Origin of the sequence: Roseospira visakhapatnamensis (genome assembly GCF_014197915.1) — a bacterium.
Lineage (GTDB): Bacteria > Pseudomonadota > Alphaproteobacteria > Rhodospirillales > Rhodospirillaceae > Rhodospira > Rhodospira visakhapatnamensis.
The window spans coordinates 287396-304214 of the sequence record NZ_JACIGK010000001.1 but is presented as its reverse complement, the minus strand read 5'-3'; the positions used below and the strand labels follow the sequence as shown (position 1 = coordinate 304214).

The 16819-nt window shown below is 69.6% G+C and carries 17 protein-coding genes and 1 pseudogene; 8 read left to right on the top strand and 10 right to left on the bottom strand.

Annotated elements, in window-relative coordinates; genetic code table 11:
* Positions 1-56 precede the first annotated feature (56 nt).
* From GGD89_RS01250 to petA, 4 genes are all read right to left on the bottom strand, one after another.
* Positions 57-527, bottom strand: coding sequence for a nucleoside deaminase (locus GGD89_RS01250; protein WP_246422163.1), 471 nt, complete (start codon positions 525-527; stop codon positions 57-59).
* Positions 528-634: 107 nt separating this feature from the next.
* Positions 635-1438, bottom strand: a complete 804-nt coding sequence (locus GGD89_RS01245; protein WP_184042272.1) for a cytochrome c1 — start codon at positions 1436-1438, stop codon at positions 635-637.
* A complete protein-coding gene (locus GGD89_RS01240) occupies positions 1435-2673 on the bottom strand; it encodes a cytochrome b (protein WP_184042271.1) in 1239 nt (412 codons plus the stop codon). The genes GGD89_RS01245 and GGD89_RS01240 overlap by 4 nt, the downstream gene beginning before the upstream one ends.
* 14 nt (positions 2674-2687) lie before the next feature.
* A complete protein-coding gene (gene petA, locus GGD89_RS01235; RefSeq protein ID WP_184042270.1) occupies positions 2688-3236 on the bottom strand; it encodes a ubiquinol-cytochrome c reductase iron-sulfur subunit in 549 nt (182 codons plus the stop codon).
* Positions 3237-3561: 325 nt separating this feature from the next.
* Here petA and GGD89_RS01230 point away from each other — a divergent pair, with 325 nt between their 5' ends.
* The 5 genes from GGD89_RS01230 to GGD89_RS01210 all read left to right on the top strand — a co-directional run bounded on the left by GGD89_RS01230 (position 3562) and on the right by GGD89_RS01210 (position 8475).
* Positions 3562-4056 carry a tRNA (cytidine(34)-2'-O)-methyltransferase gene (locus GGD89_RS01230; RefSeq protein WP_184042269.1) on the top strand — a complete coding sequence of 165 codons (495 nt, stop codon included), beginning with the start codon at positions 3562-3564 and terminating at the stop codon, positions 4054-4056.
* A 235-nt stretch (positions 4057-4291) separates the two neighbouring features.
* Positions 4292-5506, top strand: coding sequence for an NADP-dependent isocitrate dehydrogenase (locus GGD89_RS01225; protein ID WP_184042268.1), 1215 nt, complete (start codon positions 4292-4294; stop codon positions 5504-5506).
* A gap of 113 nt (positions 5507-5619) precedes the next feature.
* Positions 5620-6777 (top strand): AAA family ATPase, encoded by a 1158-nt coding sequence (locus GGD89_RS01220; RefSeq protein WP_184042267.1) that lies wholly within the window; start codon positions 5620-5622, stop codon positions 6775-6777.
* Complete coding sequence (locus GGD89_RS01215) at positions 6774-7376, top strand: hypothetical protein (protein WP_184042266.1); 603 nt, start codon at positions 6774-6776, stop codon at positions 7374-7376. The genes GGD89_RS01220 and GGD89_RS01215 overlap by 4 nt, the downstream gene beginning before the upstream one ends.
* Before the next feature lie 136 nt (positions 7377-7512).
* Positions 7513-8475 carry an EipB family protein gene (locus tag GGD89_RS01210; RefSeq protein WP_184042265.1) on the top strand — a complete coding sequence of 321 codons (963 nt, stop codon included), beginning with the start codon at positions 7513-7515 and terminating at the stop codon, positions 8473-8475.
* On the opposite strand, the gene GGD89_RS01205 is transcribed toward GGD89_RS01210, so the two are convergent.
* Positions 8456-9439 (bottom strand): ROK family protein, encoded by a 984-nt coding sequence (locus GGD89_RS01205; protein WP_184042264.1) that lies wholly within the window; start codon positions 9437-9439, stop codon positions 8456-8458. The two genes, GGD89_RS01210 and GGD89_RS01205, sit on opposite strands and share 20 nt — an antisense overlap.
* A gap of 65 nt (positions 9440-9504) precedes the next feature.
* Here GGD89_RS01205 and GGD89_RS01200 point away from each other — a divergent pair, with 65 nt between their 5' ends.
* Positions 9505-10563, top strand: coding sequence for an MBL fold metallo-hydrolase (locus GGD89_RS01200; RefSeq protein WP_184042263.1), 1059 nt, complete (start codon positions 9505-9507; stop codon positions 10561-10563).
* 81 nt (positions 10564-10644) lie between these two features.
* Here GGD89_RS01200 and cysS read toward each other — a convergent pair whose 3' ends face one another.
* Positions 10645-12036 (bottom strand): cysteine--tRNA ligase, encoded by a 1392-nt coding sequence (gene cysS / locus GGD89_RS01195; protein WP_184042262.1) that lies wholly within the window; start codon positions 12034-12036, stop codon positions 10645-10647.
* 268 nt (positions 12037-12304) lie between these two features.
* Between cysS and GGD89_RS01190 the strand changes: the two genes are divergently transcribed.
* Entirely contained in the window at positions 12305-12562 is a 258-nt protein-coding gene (locus tag GGD89_RS01190; RefSeq protein WP_184042261.1) for a hypothetical protein, read from the top strand.
* A gap of 186 nt (positions 12563-12748) precedes the next feature.
* Here GGD89_RS01190 and upp read toward each other — a convergent pair whose 3' ends face one another.
* The 4 genes and pseudogenes from upp to GGD89_RS01170 all read right to left on the bottom strand — a co-directional run bounded on the left by upp (position 12749) and on the right by GGD89_RS01170 (position 15618).
* The gene (gene upp / locus GGD89_RS01185; protein ID WP_184042260.1) at positions 12749-13411 is read right to left on the bottom strand and encodes a uracil phosphoribosyltransferase; all 663 of its coding nucleotides are present in this window, start codon (positions 13409-13411) and stop codon (positions 12749-12751) included.
* A gap of 83 nt (positions 13412-13494) precedes the next feature.
* Positions 13495-14841, bottom strand: a pseudogene (gene gltX / locus GGD89_RS01180) (glutamate--tRNA ligase); the annotation flags it as partial.
* A gap of 228 nt (positions 14842-15069) precedes the next feature.
* Complete coding sequence (locus GGD89_RS01175) at positions 15070-15276, bottom strand: YgaP family membrane protein (protein WP_184042258.1); 207 nt, start codon at positions 15274-15276, stop codon at positions 15070-15072.
* A 21-nt stretch (positions 15277-15297) separates the two neighbouring features.
* A complete protein-coding gene (locus tag GGD89_RS01170; RefSeq protein ID WP_184042257.1) occupies positions 15298-15618 on the bottom strand; it encodes an ArsR/SmtB family transcription factor in 321 nt (106 codons plus the stop codon).
* An 87-nt stretch (positions 15619-15705) separates the two neighbouring features.
* On the opposite strand from GGD89_RS01170, the gene GGD89_RS01165 reads away from it, so the two are divergent.
* A complete protein-coding gene (locus GGD89_RS01165; protein WP_246422161.1) occupies positions 15706-16809 on the top strand; it encodes an efflux RND transporter periplasmic adaptor subunit in 1104 nt (367 codons plus the stop codon).
* The last annotated feature ends 10 nt before the right edge of the window (positions 16810-16819 follow it).

The following is a 16819-nucleotide window of genomic DNA, read 5'->3' as shown; positions in this document are numbered from 1 at the left end:
CCGCGCCACCGCCCGCCCCGCGTCGCCGGGGCGGGCGCCCGGCGGTCCTGGACCGGCTATCGCCGCGCCTGGAAGAAGCGCCGCAGCAGGTCCCCGGCCTCGGCCTCGCGCACGCCGCCGATGACCTCCGGCCGGTGATGGCAGGTGGCGTGATCGAACACCCGGGCGCCGTGCTCGACGCCCCCGCCCTTGGGATCATAGGCCCCGAACACCAGCCGGCGGACCCGCGCGAGGGCGATCGCCTGGGCGCACATGGCGCAGGGTTCGAGGGTGACGTAGAGATCGCAGCCGGCCAGGCGCGGCGTGCCCAGCCGCGCCGCCCCGGCCCGCAGCACCAGCATCTCGGCGTGCGCGGTGGGGTCGCGGTCCCCCTCCACCCGGTTGCCGGCGCGGGCCAGGAGCCGCCCGTCGCGGGCGTCCACCAGCACAGCGCCCACCGGCACCTCGTCGCGGGCGGCGGCGGCGCGGGCCTCCTCCAGCGCCTGGGCCATCATGGGAAACAGGTCGGACGGTCGGGACCGAGTCATGCCATGTCACCCTCGCCACCCCGGACACGCGTGGGGCCGCTCCATCCTGAGACGGAACGGCCCCGCGTGTTGGGATCTTCACCCCCTCGGGAGGGGGAGAGCACCCGTCAGTGGGCGTCCTTCCACAGCTCCCGCTTGTAGGCGAAGAGCACACCGGTGAGCACGATCAGGAACAGCAGCACCATCCGCCCCAGTCCCTTGCGCTCCTCCAGTTCGGGCTCGGCGGCCCATTGCAGGAAGGCACTCACGTCCTTAGCCATCTGCTCAGGCGTCGCCTCGGTCCCGTCGGAGTACTCCAGGATGCCCTCGAACAGCTGCTGCGGCATCGAGATGGCATACCCCGGGAAGAAGGTGTTGAACGACTTGCCCGGCGCCAGCGAGAACGTGGGGTCCGCCTCGGTGGCCCACTCCGGCACCTCGTCCTCATATCCCAGCAGGAGATTGTAGACGTAGTCCGCGCCATGATCGCGGGCGCGCGTGATCACCGACAGGTTGGGAGGCACCACGCCGCCATTGGCCAGCATGGCGATGGCGTCGTTCTCGTAGGGCTCGGCGAAGCCGTCCAGCGGCGTCGCCGGACGCATGAACATGTCGCCCCACTCGTCCGGGCCGTCCTGCACCTCGAAGCGGGCGGCGATCTCCTTCACCTCGTCCTCGGTGTAGCCGATCTGCTCCAGGTTCCGGTAGTGCATGTAGTCCAGCGTATGGCACGACTTGCAGATACCCTCGTAGACTTCCCAGCCCCGGCGCAACTGCTTTTCGCTGTAACGGCCGAACAGACCGTCGAACGTCCAGGACTGATGCTTCAGTTCCGGCCCATGCCCGCCGCCGGCGGCCAGGGCGGCGGGCGCGCCCGCCACCAGACCCACGGCGACCGCGGCCGCGCCGATGATACCTTTCAGGCCGCTCATGCCGAGGCCTCCTTCTGATGTTCGGCACTCACGGCCGCGCTGATGCTTTCGGGGACCGGCTCGGTCTTCTCCACCTTGCCCAGGATCGGCAGGACGACCAGGAAGTGGATGAAGTACCAGGCCGTGGCGAACTGACCCAGGGTCACGTAGATGCCCTCGGCCGGCATGGCGCCCAGGTAGGTCAGCAGCACCGCATCGGCGACGAAGATCCAGAAGAAGATGCGGAACGTGGGGCGGAAGCGGCCGCTGCGCACCTTCGAGGTGTCCAGCCAGGGCAGCGCGGCCCAGACCAGGATGGCCGCGAACATCAGCACCACGCCCATCAGCTTGTCCGGAATCGCCCGAAGGATGGCGTAGAAGGGCAGGAAGTACCACTCAGGGACAATATGCTCCGGCGTGACCAGCGGGTCGGCCATGACATAGTTGATAGAGTGGTTGAAGTAGTTCGGAGCAAAGAAAACGAAGTAGCACAGCAGGAACAGGAACGCACCCAGGGTGACCGAATCCTTGACCGTGAAGTACGGATGGAACGGAAGGGTGTCGGCCGGCTTCTTGATTTCCACGCCCAGCGGATTATTCGACTTGGTCGTATGCAATGCCCACAGGTGCAGGAACACAAAGGCGAAGATGAGGAACGGCACCAGGTAGTGCAGCGAGAAGAAGCGCTTCAGGGTGTCGTTGTCCACCGAGTAGCCGCCCCACAGCCAGATCGCGATCGTCTCGCCGAACGGGAGCGGCGTCACCAGGCTGGTGATCACGGTGGCGGCCCAGAAGGACATCTGCCCCCACGGCAGCACGTAACCCAGGAACGCCGCGGCCATCATCAGGATGTAGATGACGACACCAATGATCCAGAGCAGTTCACGGGGGGCCTTGTACGATCCGTAGTACATCCCACGTAGGATATGAATGTAGACCACCGCGAAGAACATCGAGGCGCCATTCATATGCAGGAAGCGGATCAGCCAGCCGTAGTTCACCTCGCGCATGATGCGTTCGATGGAGGCGAACGCCATGTCCTCATGCGGCGTATAGAACATCGCCAGGAAGATGCCGGTCAAGATCATGATGACCAGGGCGACACCGGCCAGCGAACCGAAGTTCCACCAGTAGTTGATGTTCCGAGGAGTCGGATAGACGATCAACTCCTTGTGCATCATCGTGAAAAGCGGGAGGCGGCGATCGAACCACTTAATGGCTCGATTGCTCCACACAGGGTCAGGGGTGGTGCTCATGGATCACTGTGCTCCTAGCCGATCCGGATGCTGGTCTCATCCAGGAAGTCGTACGGCGGGACCGGCAGGTTGAGGGGCGCCGGGCCCTTGCGGATGCGGCCCGCCGTGTCGTAATGCGACCCGTGACAGACACAGAACCAACCGTTGTAGTCTCCCTTGGGATCACCGGGCTTCTGACCTTTCGGAACGCAGCCCAGATGGGTGCAGATACCGATCATGACCAACCACTGGTCCTTGATCACCCGGTCTTCGTCGGCTTGGGGGTCACGCAAGCTGGAGACTTCAACGGCGCGGGACTGTTCGATGTCCGCGGGGGTGCGGTGGCGGATGAACACGGGTTTGCCGCGCCAGACGGCGGTGATGGCTTGACCTTCCTGGATCGGCGACAGGTCCACCTCGATCGAGGCCAGGGCCAGCACGTCCTTGGCCGGATTCATGCTGTCGAGGAAGGGCCAGACCGCCAGGGCGGTACCGACGGTTCCCAATGCGACGCTGGCGTACAGCAACATGTCTCGACGACTGGTGTCGCCGCCGGTTCCAGCCGAGTGAGCCGTTTCGGACATTGCAATGAAACCTCTTCAATGAGTTACGGAGCGGCATACGAGGACAGCACGCTCCCTCCCCCTTCGGATCGGCGTGTGTCAGTCCAAACCGTGACAACCCGTCCGCGCCCACTCAACATCCGAGTGAGCCCGGTGACAACGAACCCGTAACGGATTGGGTCCCCCAGACACGCCCCACATCATGGTTCCGGCAGCAGAACAGACGTGGCCCATGGGCGATGTTCGGCGGTTGTGGGGCTTATAATCCATATCCTTAGCCTTGAAAAGGACAAAAAAAACCAATGATTTTGTCTTAACCCTCTCGTGATCCTGGTTTTTTGCCACCATGCGTCTGGCCCTGTTCCAACCCGACATGCCGCAGAACACCGCCGCCGTGCTGCGCCTGGGCGCTTGCCTGGGACTGCCGGTGGAGATCATCGAGCCTTGCGGCTTTCTGTGGGACGACAAAAGACTGCGTCGGATCGGCATGGACTACCTGGAGACCGCGTCCTGTCGCCGCCATGCGGGCTGGAACGCCTTTCGCCAGGCGACCGATCTGGCCGGCGCCCGCCTGGTGCTGCTGACCACGGGCGGGGCCGTCGCCCACGTGGACCACGCCTTCCGGCCCGACGACGTGCTGCTGCTGGGGCGCGAGAGCGCCGGCGTGCCGGACGCGGTGCATCAGGCGGTGGACGCCCGGGTGACGGTGCCCATGGCCCCGGGCGCCCGCTCGCTCAACGTGGTGCTGGCCGCCGCCATGGTGGCCGGCGAGGCGCTGCGCCAGACCGGCGGGTTTCCCCACGGATGCCCGGCATCCAAAACGAGCGACGCGCGGCGTTGACACCCCCCGGAAACAGGCGCATGACCGACTCTGCGGCCACTCGGGCGGCCACTCGGGCGACCCCGCGTGCCCGGCGAACCGCGCGACTGTGGCCTTGCCTTGGGGTCCCTGGCCTGCCATGGTGCCGCGTCCGTCGCCAGATCCGGCCCATCGGCCCGGTCACGGCCTCCGTTCCTCCCTGGGGGCACACCCCCGCGGACGCCTGAACGCCACTGCTGACGGGGAGTCCCTGCGCATGACCAAGATCAAGGTCGCCCATCCGGTCGTCGAACTCGACGGCGACGAAATGACCCGCATCATCTGGTCCTTCATCAAGGACAAGCTGATCCTGCCCTACCTGGACGTGGATCTGCTGTACTACGATCTGGGCATCCAGAAGCGCGACGAGACCAACGACCAGATCACCATCGACGCCGCCAACGCCATCAAGCAGCATCGCGTCGGCGTGAAATGCGCCACCATCACCCCCGACGAGGACCGGGTGGAGGAGTTCGGCCTGAAGGAGATGTGGAAGTCGCCCAACGGCACCATCCGCAACATCCTGGGCGGCACCGTGTTCCGCGAGCCCATCATCTGCGCCAACGTGCCGCGCTACGTGCCGGGCTGGACCAAGCCCATCGTCATCGGCCGTCACGCCTTCGGCGACCAGTACCGGGCCACCGACTTCCTGGTGCCGGGCAAGGGCACGCTCAGCGTCACCTTCACCCCCGACGACGGCGGCCAGCCGATCACCAGGGAGGTCTTCGGCTTCCCCGGCTCGGGCATCGCCATGACCATGTACAACCTGGACGAGTCCATTCGCGGCTTCGCCCGGGCCTGCATGAGCTATGGCCTGACGCGCGGCTGGCCGGTGTACCTGTCCACCAAGAACACCATCCTCAAGGCCTACGACGGCCGCTTCAAGGATCTGTTCCAGGAGGTGTTCGACGCCGAGTTCAAGGACCGCTTCGACGCCGCCGGCATCACCTACGAGCATCGCCTGATCGACGACATGGTCGCCTGCTGCATGAAGTGGGAGGGCGGCTTCGTCTGGGCCTGCAAGAACTACGACGGCGACGTGCAGTCCGACACCGTGGCTCAGGGGTTCGGCTCCTTGGGGCTGATGACCTCGGTGCTGATGACCCCCGACGGCCAGACCGTGGAGGCCGAGGCCGCCCACGGCACCGTCACCCGCCACTACCGCCAGCACCAGAAGGGGCAGGAAACCTCCACCAACCCCATCGCCTCCATCTTCGCCTGGACCCAGGGCCTGAAGTACCGGGGCACCTTCGACGGCACGCCCGAGGTGGTGCGCTTCGCCGAGACCCTGGAAAAGGTCTGCGTCGACACCGTCGAGGCCGGCCACATGACCAAGGACCTGGCGCTGCTGATCGGCAAGGACCAGCCCTGGATGACCACCACCCAATTCCTGGACGCGCTGGACCGGGGCCTGAGGACGGCCATGGGGTAAGGCGGGCGCGCCGGCGCGGCCGCCTTGCCGTGCCGGACACGGACGCGTAGATCTGAAAGGGTCCGTTGGTCGCCTCCAGCGGACCCTTTGTCGTCTGGCACCGGGCCGCCCGCATGGTCATCACGCACGTCAAGATCAAGAACTGGCGCAATTTCCGCGAGGCCGCGTTTGACCTGACGCAACCGGTCACCTACCTCATCGGGCCCAACGCGTCGGGCAAGTCGAACCTGATCGATGTGTTCCGGTTCCTGCGCGATATCTCCAAGCCGACGGGCGGGGGATTGCAGCAGGCCATGGCAGTGCGGGGCGGGATCAAGAAGGTCCGCTGTCTCCACGCCAGACGAGATTCGGAGGTTCGCATCGAGATCGGACTGTCCGAGACCCTGGAAGCCCCCGGCCCGACGTGGACGTACATCTTGGGCTTTCAGTCCGAGGGCACGGGCGCGCAGCGCCCCGTCGTCACGGTCGAGCAGGTCCGGAAGGGCAGACGGGCCGTTCTCGACCGCCCGGACGACGATGACGCCAAGGACCCCCTTCTGCTGACGGAAACCCATCTGGAGCAGACACGGTCGAACGCGCGCTTCCGGGTCCTGGCCGACCAGTTCGCCAGCGTCACCTACCTGCATCTGGTCCCCCAGTTGCTGAAATACGGGGACCAGATCGGCGGCAACCGGCTGGACGACGATCCCTTCGGCCAGGGATTCCTGGAACGGATCGCCGACACCCCGACCAAGACGCGAGCCTCGCGCTTCAGGAGAATCGAAAAGGCCCTGCGGATCGCGGTGCCGAAGTTCAAGGCCCTGGCGTTCGATCGCGACGATCGCGGGCGCCCGCATATCCAGGCGCGGTACGAGCACCATCGTCCGCAAGGCGCATGGCAGCGGGAAGACCAGTTCTCGGACGGAACGCTGCGGCTGCTCGGCATTCTCTGGTCTCTCCTGGACGGCAAGGGGCCCCTTCTGATCGAGGAACCGGAACTGTCCCTGCACACCGCCGTGGTGGAGCAACTTCCGGCCCTGATCGCCCGGGCCCAGCGCGAGGCGAAACACAAACGCCAGATCATCATCAGCACCCACAGCGAAGCCATGCTGAGCAACCCCGGGATCGACGTCGGCGGCGTGGTCCGGCTGGCGTCCGGCAAGGAGGGCTCGGAGATCGAGCCGCCAACGGACGCCGAACTCAACGCCCTCAAGGCCGGGTTTTCCATTGCCGAGGCCGTGTTGCCACGCACGCGCCCCGACGACATCGAGCGGTTAAGCCTCGACCCATGACCGTCGTGCACCTGGCCACGGAAGACCCCCTCAGCGAGGTTGTCGCCGACCGTCTGGTCCGGGAGGCCATCCCGGATGTCCACATCCCGCCTCCGCTGGGCAGAAAGGGGTCGGGGTACCTGAAGGCGAACATCGCCAAGTTCATGGAGATGGCCCGGACGTATCCGGTCGTCCTGCTGACGGACCTCGATACGGTCGCGTGCCCGCCGACCCTCATCGGATCCTGGTGCAAGGGCCGATCGGTGCCGGATGGCCTGCTGTTCCGGGTCGCGGTGCGTGAGGTGGAGGCATGGCTGATGGCCGACCGGGCGGGGTTCGCCGCCGTCACGGGCATTCCCAGGCTCAAGGTACCCCAGGATGTCGAGGGCCTGGACGATCCGAAAGAAACGCTCCTCGGCCTGGTCCGACGATATGCGCGCAAGGATGTCAGGGCGGATCTGCTGCCCACGGATCCCCGCCGGACCGCCCGCGTCGGACCGGGATACAACGCGCGCCTCGCCGCCTTCGTTCGCGACGCCAACGGCTGGGACCCCGCCCGCGCCGCCGAGAACGCCGGCAGCCTGAAGCGGGCGCGAACGCGCCTGGCGGCCCTGGCCTGATCGTGGGAGCTGGCTCCGGCCCCGCGCCTTACTCCCACCACAGAGCCTTGCGCAGGATGGACAGTGTGGCCTCGTTCCCCCACCTTGGGAGGACGCGCCCACCCGTTTCGCTTCTCAGGCTTGGGAGTTCCCTGGCATGCTCCTCGTCCCGCCGCGCCCGCATGGTTCGGCCACCAACCGTCCGATCCGGCCCCAGTCCCCGACCGCGCCCGCCCTCGGGGATCGGCACGCGGGGTGGATCGCGACGGGGGCCGCCCTGCTGGCCCTGACCCTGACGGTCCTTGGCACCGCCACACCGGCCTCGGCCCAGGAGGCGGCCTCGACCGGTCCGGGTCCGAACGGAGAGACGGCGCCGGCCATCACCCTGGCCCCCCACGAGGCCCGCTACGAGATGCGCCTGATCCGGCGCGCCCCCGGCAGCCCGTTGGTCAACGTCCACGGCACCATGGCCTATCGCCTCACCGACACCTGTGACGGCTGGGCCATGGAAAGCCGCACCGAGCTGGCCCTGTTCCACAAGGAGGGAGACCCGGTCCTCAGCGACTGGACGTTCATATCCTGGGAGAGCAAGGCCGCCGACCGCTACCGCTTCCGCATCCGCTCGGAGCGCGATGGCCAGGTGGAGGAGATCATCGACGGCCGCGCCGAGATGGCCGCCGGCGAGGGCGGGCGGCGTGGCGTCGCCCACTTCACCCACCCCGAGAAGAAGGATCTGGACCTGGAGGCACCCGTGATGCTGCCCGGCGAGCACACGCTGGCGGTGCTGCGCGCCGCCGCCGAGGGCCGGCGCCTGTTCACGGTGCCCATGTTCGACGGCTCGGAGACCGAAGGCGCCATGCAGGCCACGGCGGTGATCGCCGAGTCGGTGCCCGCCGGCACGGTCTCGGAACTGCCCGAGGCGGCCCTTCTCGCCGGCCCGTCCTGGCGCATGGTGCTCAGTTTCTTCGCGCCGGACGAGAACACGACCTTGCCCGAATACGAGGTCCGCTTGCGCTACCACACCAACGGCGTGGCCGAGGAGGTGATTCAGGACTTCGGCACCATGGCCCTGCGCGCCAGCCTGGTGGAACTGACACCGGTCACGGACGGCGGCTGCTGACCGGCGCGGCCGATGGCCCCGCGCCCTGGTCGGCCGGCCACAGCCAGGCGGCGCCGCGCACACCGCTGGAATCGCCATGGGCCGGCGGTCGCAGGGCCGTGGCCACGGTGTCGGAAAACACCCAGCGCGGCCATAGCGCCGGCACCGCCTGATACAGGACGCTCAGGTTGGACAGCCCGCCACCCAGCACCACCACGTCCGGATCCAGCACATTGACGATCGTGGCCGTGGCCCGCGCCAGGCGGTCGGCATAGCGCGCCAGGGTGGCCCGGCAGGCGGCGTCGCCGGCCTCGGCGCGGGCGGCGATCTCCGGCCCCTCCAGCGTCGTCCCCGTGACGCGGGCATGGTCGGCCGCCAGCCCGGGGCCGCTGAGGACGGTTTCGATGCAGCCCGACAGGCCGCAATAGCAGGCCGGCCCCGGCCGTTCGTCGTCGGCGGGCCAGGGCAGGGGATTGTGCCCCCATTCGCCGCCGGTGGCATTGGGGCCGGTCATCGGACGGCCGTCCACGACCACGCCCCCGCCCACGCCGGTGCCCAGGATGATCCCGAACACCACCCGTGCCCCGGCGGCGGCGCCGTCGGTCGCCTCCGACAGGGCGAAACAGTCGGCATCGTTGGCCAGGCGCACCGGCCGGCCCAGCGCGACGGCCAGATCCCGGTCCAGCGGCCGGCCGATCAGCCAGGTGGAGTTGGCGTTCTTCATCAGGCCCGTGGTCGGCGAGATGGTACCCGGAGTCCCCACCCCCACCGGGACGGTCGGGTCGGCGCCGGCCGCCCGCGTCAGGGTCGCCACCAGATCCGCCACCGCCCGGACCGTCGCCTCGTAGTCGCCGCGCGGCGTGGGCACGCGCCGGCGCGCGCGATGCCGCCCGGCGCCGTCCAGCACCAGGCCCTCGATCTTGGTGCCGCCCAGGTCGATGCCGATGCGCAGCGGCCCGGCGGGATCCTCCACGGGTGTGGTCATGGCGCGGAGCATATCCTCCGCCCGCCCGCTTGCGAAGCCCGGCGAAGCGCGCTATGCCCGGAGGCATGACCCAACGGATCCCCCCGCCGGCCGCCGACGACCTGACGTTTCCATACCCGGACCCGCCGCCCCCCGGCGCCGTCGCCGCGGTGGCCCCCGGCGTGCTGTGGCTGCGCATGCCGCTGCCCTTCGCGCTCGACCACATCAACCTGTGGGTCCTGGAGGACGGCGACGGCTGGACCCTGGTGGACACCGGCATCGCCACCGACGCCACCCGCGCCCTGTGGGACCAGGTGCTCGCGGGTCCGCTGGCGGGACGGCCGGTGCGGCGCCTGATCTGCACCCACTTCCACCCCGACCACATGGGGCTGTCGGGCTGGCTGACCCGGCGCCTGGACGTGCCGTTGTGGGCGCCGCTGGGCGAGTGGGCCTTCGGGCGGCAACTGGCGGCCATGAGCGACGCGACCTTCACGTCCCTGTGCCATGCCCTCTACCGGCCCGCCGGGTGCGCGCCGGACGACCTCGCGCTCGTGGAGACGCGGGGCAACGTCTACCGCCGCCGCGTCACGCCCCACCCCTACGCGCTGACGCGGCTCATGGACGGCCAGGTTTTGCCCATCGGCGCCCATGACTGGCGGGTGGTGGTGGGGCACGGACACGCCCCCGAGCATGCCGGCCTGTGGTGCCGGGACCTGGGCCTGCTGATCTCCGGCGATCAGGTGCTGCCGCGCATCAGCCCCAACGTCAGCGTCTGGCCCACCGAACCCACGGCCGACCCGCTGTCCCTGTTCCTGGACAGCCTGACGCGCTGGCGCGCCCTGCTGCCGGACGACCTGTTGGTGCTGCCCTCGCACGGCCTGCCGTTCCGGGGCCTGCACGCGCGCCTGGAGGTGCTGTCGCATCACCATGACGCCCGCCTGGACGAAACCGAGGCCGAATGCCGCGCCGCGCCCCTGAGCGCCGCCGCGATGCTGCCCCGCCTGTTCAAGCGCGCGCTGGACGACCACCAGTTCTTTTTTGCCCTGGGCGAGACCCTGGCCCACCTGCATCACCTGGAGGCCCGGGGCCGGCTGCGGCGTATCATGGGCACGGACGGCGTGACGCGGTTCGCGGCCACCGGGTAGGGCGACGGACGCCGCGCGCCGCGCGCGTCGCCCGGTAAGGAGATGAGCCGCGCGCCATGGCCACGGACGCGGCGAAGGCCCCTACCCCCGCTTCCAGGTGGTGCCCTGGGGACCGTCCTCCAGGATCACACCCCGTCCGGCGAGGTCATCACGAATAGCGTCGGCGCGGGCGAAGTCGCGGGCCTTGCGGGCGGCCTTGCGCTCGGCGATCAGCGCCTCGATGGCCTCCGCCGAGGGGCCGTCGCCGGCATCCTCGCCCTGGAACCACGCGTCGGGATCCTGGTCCAGCACGCCGAGAATCGCCCCCGCTCCCAGCATCTCGCCCTTCAGGCGGGCCCGCTCCGCCGGGTCGGTGGCCTTGTTGAGCGCGCCCGCCGTCTCGTGCAGCAGGGCGATGGCCCGGGGCGTGTTCAGGTCGTCGCACAGGGCGGCCATCATCGCCCCGGAGGGCACCGGCGTGTCCGTCACCGGCACGTCGGCGGCGCCGCGCAGCGCGGTGTACAGCCGGTCCAGCGCCGCCCGCGCGCCCTTCAGGCCCTCGGCGGTCCAGTCCAGCGGCTGGTGATAGTGGGTGGACAGCATGCACAGGCGGATGGCCTCGCCCGGCGCCTGGTCGAGCAGGTCACGCACGGTGAAGACGTTGCCCAGGGATTTGGACATCTTCTCGCCCTCGACCATCAGGTAGCCGTTGTGCATCCAGTAGCGGGCGAAGGTGCCGGGACCGTGGGCGCAGGTGCTCTGGGCGATCTCGTTCTCGTGGTGGGGGAAGACCAGGTCCTGACCGCCCCCGTGGATGTCGAAGCTCTTGCCCAGGTGGCGCGCGCTCATGGCCGAGCACTCAATGTGCCAGCCGGGGCGGCCCCGGCCCCAGGGGCTGTCCCAGCCGGGCAGGTCGTCGGCCGACGGCTTCCACAGCACGAAGTCGCCCGGATCGCGCTTGTAGGGGGCCACCTCGACCCGGGCGCCGGCGATCATCTCGTCGCGGGAGCGCCCCGACAGCCGGCCGTAGTCGGCCATGCTGCCCACCGCGAACAGCACGTGGCCCTCGGCCGCGTAGGCGTGGCCCCGGGCGATCAGGGTCTCGATCAGGGCGATCATGTCGCCGATGTGCTCGGTGGCGCGCGGCTCCACCGTGGGCGGCAGGGCGTTCAGGGCGGCCATGTCCTCGTGGAACAGGCGCGTGGTCTCCGCCGTGAGGACGCCGATGGAGCGGCCGCTGTCCCGGGCCCGGGCGTTGATCTTGTCGTCCACGTCGGTGATGTTGCGCACGTAGGTGACGCGCGGATAGAGCCGCTTCAGCAGCCGGAACAGGACGTCGAACACCAGCACCGGCCGCGCGTTGCCGACGTGGGCGCGGTCGTAGACGGTGGGGCCGCAGACGTAGAGCCGCACGTGGTCCGGATCCAGCGGCGCGAAGGGCGTCTTCGCGCGGGTCATGGTGTCGTGGAGCGACAGCGTCGGCGTACTGGACATGGCGGCGGAGTCCCATGGGAGCGTGATCCGGCCCCGGTCTTACCGCCCCGGGCCGTTTGCCGCAACCGCCGCGCCCCATGGTCCACCACGCAGAATCAAAATACGTGCATTCGGACGGATCATCTCGTATCAAGAACAGCGATGCGATTGACGCCGGTTGTTGCGGAGGCGATGCGTGGGTAGACTCCATCATGACAGCCTGTCCAGGCGACCGCCCGCCGCACCGGACGGCAAGGGCACCGGGAGTGATGGACTCGACGGAGGCGACATGGAAACGCGCGTCACCCGCCTGGAGACCGAGTTCACCTATGTCCGCCGCGATCTGGATGAGATCAAGGCGGCGTTGACGGATTTGCGAGTCGGGCAAGACTCAATTCGCGAGGACGTCGCCTCGCTCAAAGCACAGTTGGCTGAGAAGCCCTCCCGAGGCTTCGTCATCGGCACCGTCATCGCCATCTTCGGCTTGTGCGCCGGCATGGTCGGGGCCACGGTGACGACCTTGCAGTATCTTCAGGGAACGCTTTAGGTCGGTCTGATCACACGTCCCCGCCCTCAGGCGCCGTTCCCCAATGCACCGCCAGCCACAGGCACGGCGGCGCGATCCCCAGGAACAGGTTTCCGGTGCGCATGGGGGCCTCCTGACACGTCCCGCAGGGATTCCCGGACAGGCTTATACCGGCGGCGGATGAGTGTGAGTCATCCGTCGCCGGTATTACTTCGTCCCGAACAGCCGGTCCCCCGCGTCCCCCAGGCCGGGGATGATGTAGGCGTGGTCATCCAGGCGCTCGTCCAGGGCCGCCGTAAACACCGGCACCGTGGGATGCGTCTCCTGCACCACGCGCACCCCCTCGGGGGCGGCCACCAGGACCATCACCCGGATGCTGCTGTCCGGCACCCCGTTGCGGTTCAGCACGTCCAGCGCATGGGCCATCGAGTTGCCGGTGGCCAGCATGGGGTCGGTCACCAGGAACAGCCGCCCCGCCACCGGCGGCAGCTTCACCAGATACTCAATGGGGCGATGCGTCAGCGGATCGCGGTACAGCCCGATGTGCCCCAGCCGCGCCGACGGCATCAGCTCCAGCAGGCCATCGGCCATGCCGGTCCCGGCGCGGAGAATGGGCACCACCGCCACCTTCTTGCCGGCGATGCGGGGCGCCCGGTCCATGGCCGCCACCGGTGTTTCGATCGGCCCGTGGTCCAGCGGCAACTCGCGGGTGATCTCGTAGCCCATCAGCAGCGAGATTTCCCGGAGCAGGTCACGGAACGTGCGGGTTGAGGTGTCGCAACACCGCATCAGGGTCAGCTTGTGCTGGATCAGCGGGTGGTCGAGCACCACCAGGCTCGGAAACGCGGCACAGGCGGTCAAGGACGTCATGCCGAAGTCCCCTTGTCGGACAGTGGGCCGTGGGTGATGGACGGTGACCGGACATGACCATCCGCCGCCAGGGCCGCCCGCGCCAGGCGGTCCAGGGCGCGCGCCCGGCCCATCAGCGGCAGCAGGGCGGCCAGGTCCGGGCCGTGCTCCCGGCCGGTGAGCGCCAGCCGCAGCGGGCGAAACAACCCCTTGCCCTTGCGTCCGGTGGCCGCCTTCAGCGCCCCGGTCCAGGCGCGCCAGGTGTCCGCGTCCCACGGCTCCTCGGGCAGGGCCTCGCGGGCCGTGCGCAGGAAGCCGGCGTCCTCGGCCGACGCGCCTCGGGGCACGATGTCGCCGAAGGCCACCGCGTGCCACTCGGCGGCGTCGGCCAAACGCTCCAGGTTGCCGCGCACCGCCTCCCAGAACGCCGGGCCGCCATCCACCCGCAGGGCCTTCAGGCGCGGCCGGGCGTCGGCGTAGGCCATCCCGTGCAACAGCCGGGCGTTCAGGCGCGTCAGGTCCGCCGGATCGAACTTGGGTGTCGCGCGGCCGAAGTGGGCGATGTCGAAGCCGGCGACCAGCGCGGCCATGTCGGCCACCGGCGCGATGTCGTCGGAGGTGCCCAGGCGCGCCAGCAGCGCCGCCACCGCCAGGGGCTCCAGGCCGTCGTCGCGCAGATCCGCGAGCGAGAGGCTGCCGAGCCGCTTGGACAGGCCGCCCCCGGCGGCGTCGGTCAACAGCGACAGATGGGCATGCACCGGCGGCGTGCCGCCCAGCAGCCGGCAAAGCTGGATCTGCACCGCCGTGTTGACCACGTGGTCCTCGCCCCGGATCACATGGGTGATGCCCAGGTCCAGGTCGTCCACCACCGACGGCAGGGTGTACAGCAGCGTCCCGTCGGCCCGCACCAGCACCGGGTCGGACAGGTGGGCGGCGTCATAGTGGCAGGGGCCGCGCACCAGGTCGTCCCAGCGGATGTCCTCGGGATCCAGCCTCAGGCGCCAGTGGGGGCGGCGACCCTCGGCCTCCAGGCGGGCGCGCTCGGCGTCGGTCAACGCCAGCCCGGCGCGGTCATAGATCGGCGGACGGCCCTGGGCGCGCTGGCGGCGGCGCTTGTACTCCAGCTCCTCCGGGGTCTCGTAACAGGCGTACAGCCGTCCCGTGCCCTTCAGGTGGGCGACGACCTCGGCATGGCGATCGGCGCGCGCAGACTGGAACACCTCGTTGTCCCAGGTCACCCCCAGCCAGGCGAGATCGCGGCGGATGGCCTCCACGTAGTCGGCGCGTGAACGCCCGGCGTCTGTGTCGTCGAAGCGCAGCAGAACCCGCCCCCCGGCACGGCGGGCGAACAAAGCATTGACCAGCGCCGTGCGGGCATTGCCCACGTGCAGCAGGCCGGTGGGGCTGGGGGCGAAGCGGACGGTGACGGGAGACGGAGTCGCGGGGCACATGGCGGCGGGCTCGGACGATGGGAAACGCTGGCCGGTCTTGTCGCATGGCGGACCGGCGGTGGCCAGTGCCCGCGTGGACCGCCACGCCGCATTCGCATCGTCCGCGCCCGCCGTCCGGGGACGTGCGCGCAACGGGAGGATCATCCAAGGGTCGTGCCGCCGGACGGGTTGGAGGTCAACGGTGGACCTCCCGGCGCGGCCGCGCCGGGACACGGTCGGGCGGGGGGGCTACCCGAACGCCACGCCCGGCTTCACGCCCATCCTCTTGAGGATCATCGCCAGCGGGCAGAAACCGGTGAACGCCGCCTGCAGCATGTTGGCGCCCACGAAGGCGGTCAGCCACAGCACCCAAGTGTACGGGGTGAGCATGGCGATCAACACGGTGACCAGCACGACGGTGCCGGCGAAGGCCATAACGATGCGGTCGATGGACATCAGCGGTCTCCTTGGGTTGGTTCAGGTGTTCGGCGCGGGGTCGTCGTCGCCGGGGCAGTACAGGTTGGCCAGGGCGTCGATGATCACCTGGGCCTCCGGGCTGGTCAGCCGGTAGTGGATGTGCTGCGCCTCCCGCCGCGTGGCCACCAGTCCCTCGCGCCGCAACCGCGCCAGGTGCTGGGACAGCGCCGACTGGCCCAGGCCCACCGTAGCCTCCAACGCGCCCACCGTGCGTTCGCCGTCGGCCAGCGTGCATAGGATCCTCAGGCGCCGGTCGTTGGCCAGGGCCTTCAGCAACGCCGCGGCGCGCGCGGTGTGAGCGTGCAGGCGGTCCACATTCATGTTGATTAAATTAGCATATACTAATATTATGTCAACACGAAAAGGGATCCACCCGCGCCCGTCTCCACCACCGAAAGCCGCTTTTCCATGTGTCATCTCCGTCTTTCCCGGCGCCGTCCGGAGGTCCTGGCCGCCCTGCTCCTCGCTCCCGTGATGCTTGCGACCCTGGCGGGGCCGGCCCGGGCCGGCGACGCGCTGGAGGTCCACCCGCAGGTGATCGTCGACCGCAAGGCCGTGTTCGCCACCGTCGAGAGCGTGGACGTGCTCGCCGCCCGCGCCCGGCTGGGCGGCACGGTGCACGACCTGGCGGTGGACGAGGGCGACGCGGTTGGGGACGGCCAGCGCCTGGCCCTGGTGGTCGACGACAAGATGGCGCCGCGCATCCAGGCCCTGGAGGCGCGGCTGGAGGCCCAGGCGGCCACCGTCTCCCAGGCGCGCACCGACCTGACCCGGGCCGAGCGCCTGCGCGCCCAGGGGGCGGCCCCGCAAAGCCGCCTGGACGAGGCGCGCACGGCCCTGGAGGTGGCCGAGCGTCAGCGCGACTCGCTGGCCTCCGACCTGGAGGTGCTGCGCCAGCAGGTCTCGGAGGGCGCGGTGCGGGCGCCGGGCGAGGGCCGCGTGCTGGACGTGCTGGTCTCCGATGGCAGCGTGGTGCTGCCCGGCGAGGCCATCGCCCGCGTGGCCACCGAACGCTACCTGTTGCGCCTGCGCCTGCCCGAGCGCCACGCCCGCTTCATCGGCGTGGGCGACGCGGTGCGGGTGGGGCCGCGCGGCCTGGACCCGTCCGGGCCGCGCGGCCCGGCGGCCGATGGGGACGGCTGGCGGGACGGCCGGGTGGTCAAGGTCTATCCGGAGCTGGACCAGGGGCGCGTCATCGCCGACGTGGCGGTGGACGGCCTGGGCGGCTACTTCGTCGGCGAGCGCGCGCGGGTGGACATCGTCACCGGCGAGCGCATGGCCTACGTGGTGCCGCCGGCTTACCTGACCACCCGCCACGGCGTCACCGCGGTGTGCCTGGAGGGCCGCCGGGTGGCGGTGGTGCAGACCGGCGCCTGGGTGGGCGAAGGGGACGCCGGGAGGACCGGGGGCGGGATCGAGGTGCTCTCCGGCCTGCGCCCCGGCGACGTGCTGGTGCCGGTGCGCTGCGGCGCCATCCCGGCCGCCGGCGCCCCCGCCGGCCACGGCGAGTAAGGGGGACCCG

What these genes read in the sequence shown, in the direction of transcription:
- GGD89_RS01225 (WP_184042268.1), top strand. Translation starts at nt 4,292, where the DNA reads ATGACCAAGATCAAGGTCGCCCATCCGGTCGTCGAACTCGACGGCGAC.
- GGD89_RS01170 (WP_184042257.1), bottom strand. Translation starts at nt 15,618, where the DNA reads ATGAATGTGGACCGCCTGCACGCTCACACCGCGCGCGCCGCGGCGTTG.
- GGD89_RS01175 (WP_184042258.1), bottom strand. Translation starts at nt 15,276, where the DNA reads ATGTCCATCGACCGCATCGTTATGGCCTTCGCCGGCACCGTCGTGCTG.
- GGD89_RS01220 (WP_184042267.1), top strand. Translation starts at nt 5,620, where the DNA reads ATGGTCATCACGCACGTCAAGATCAAGAACTGGCGCAATTTCCGCGAG.
- GGD89_RS01190 (WP_184042261.1), top strand. Translation starts at nt 12,305, where the DNA reads ATGGAAACGCGCGTCACCCGCCTGGAGACCGAGTTCACCTATGTCCGC.
- cysS (WP_184042262.1), bottom strand. Translation starts at nt 12,036, where the DNA reads ATGTCCAGTACGCCGACGCTGTCGCTCCACGACACCATGACCCGCGCG.
- GGD89_RS01205 (WP_184042264.1), bottom strand. Translation starts at nt 9,439, where the DNA reads ATGACCACACCCGTGGAGGATCCCGCCGGGCCGCTGCGCATCGGCATC.
- GGD89_RS01215 (WP_184042266.1), top strand. Translation starts at nt 6,774, where the DNA reads ATGACCGTCGTGCACCTGGCCACGGAAGACCCCCTCAGCGAGGTTGTC.
- upp (WP_184042260.1), bottom strand. Translation starts at nt 13,411, where the DNA reads ATGACGTCCTTGACCGCCTGTGCCGCGTTTCCGAGCCTGGTGGTGCTC.
- GGD89_RS01165 (WP_246422161.1), top strand. Translation starts at nt 15,706, where the DNA reads ATGTGTCATCTCCGTCTTTCCCGGCGCCGTCCGGAGGTCCTGGCCGCC.
- GGD89_RS01250 (WP_246422163.1), bottom strand. Translation starts at nt 527, where the DNA reads ATGACTCGGTCCCGACCGTCCGACCTGTTTCCCATGATGGCCCAGGCG.
- GGD89_RS01200 (WP_184042263.1), top strand. Translation starts at nt 9,505, where the DNA reads ATGACCCAACGGATCCCCCCGCCGGCCGCCGACGACCTGACGTTTCCA.
- GGD89_RS01240 (WP_184042271.1), bottom strand. Translation starts at nt 2,673, where the DNA reads ATGAGCACCACCCCTGACCCTGTGTGGAGCAATCGAGCCATTAAGTGG.
- GGD89_RS01210 (WP_184042265.1), top strand. Translation starts at nt 7,513, where the DNA reads ATGCTCCTCGTCCCGCCGCGCCCGCATGGTTCGGCCACCAACCGTCCG.
- GGD89_RS01230 (WP_184042269.1), top strand. Translation starts at nt 3,562, where the DNA reads ATGCGTCTGGCCCTGTTCCAACCCGACATGCCGCAGAACACCGCCGCC.
- petA (WP_184042270.1), bottom strand. Translation starts at nt 3,236, where the DNA reads ATGTCCGAAACGGCTCACTCGGCTGGAACCGGCGGCGACACCAGTCGT.
- GGD89_RS01245 (WP_184042272.1), bottom strand. Translation starts at nt 1,438, where the DNA reads ATGAGCGGCCTGAAAGGTATCATCGGCGCGGCCGCGGTCGCCGTGGGT.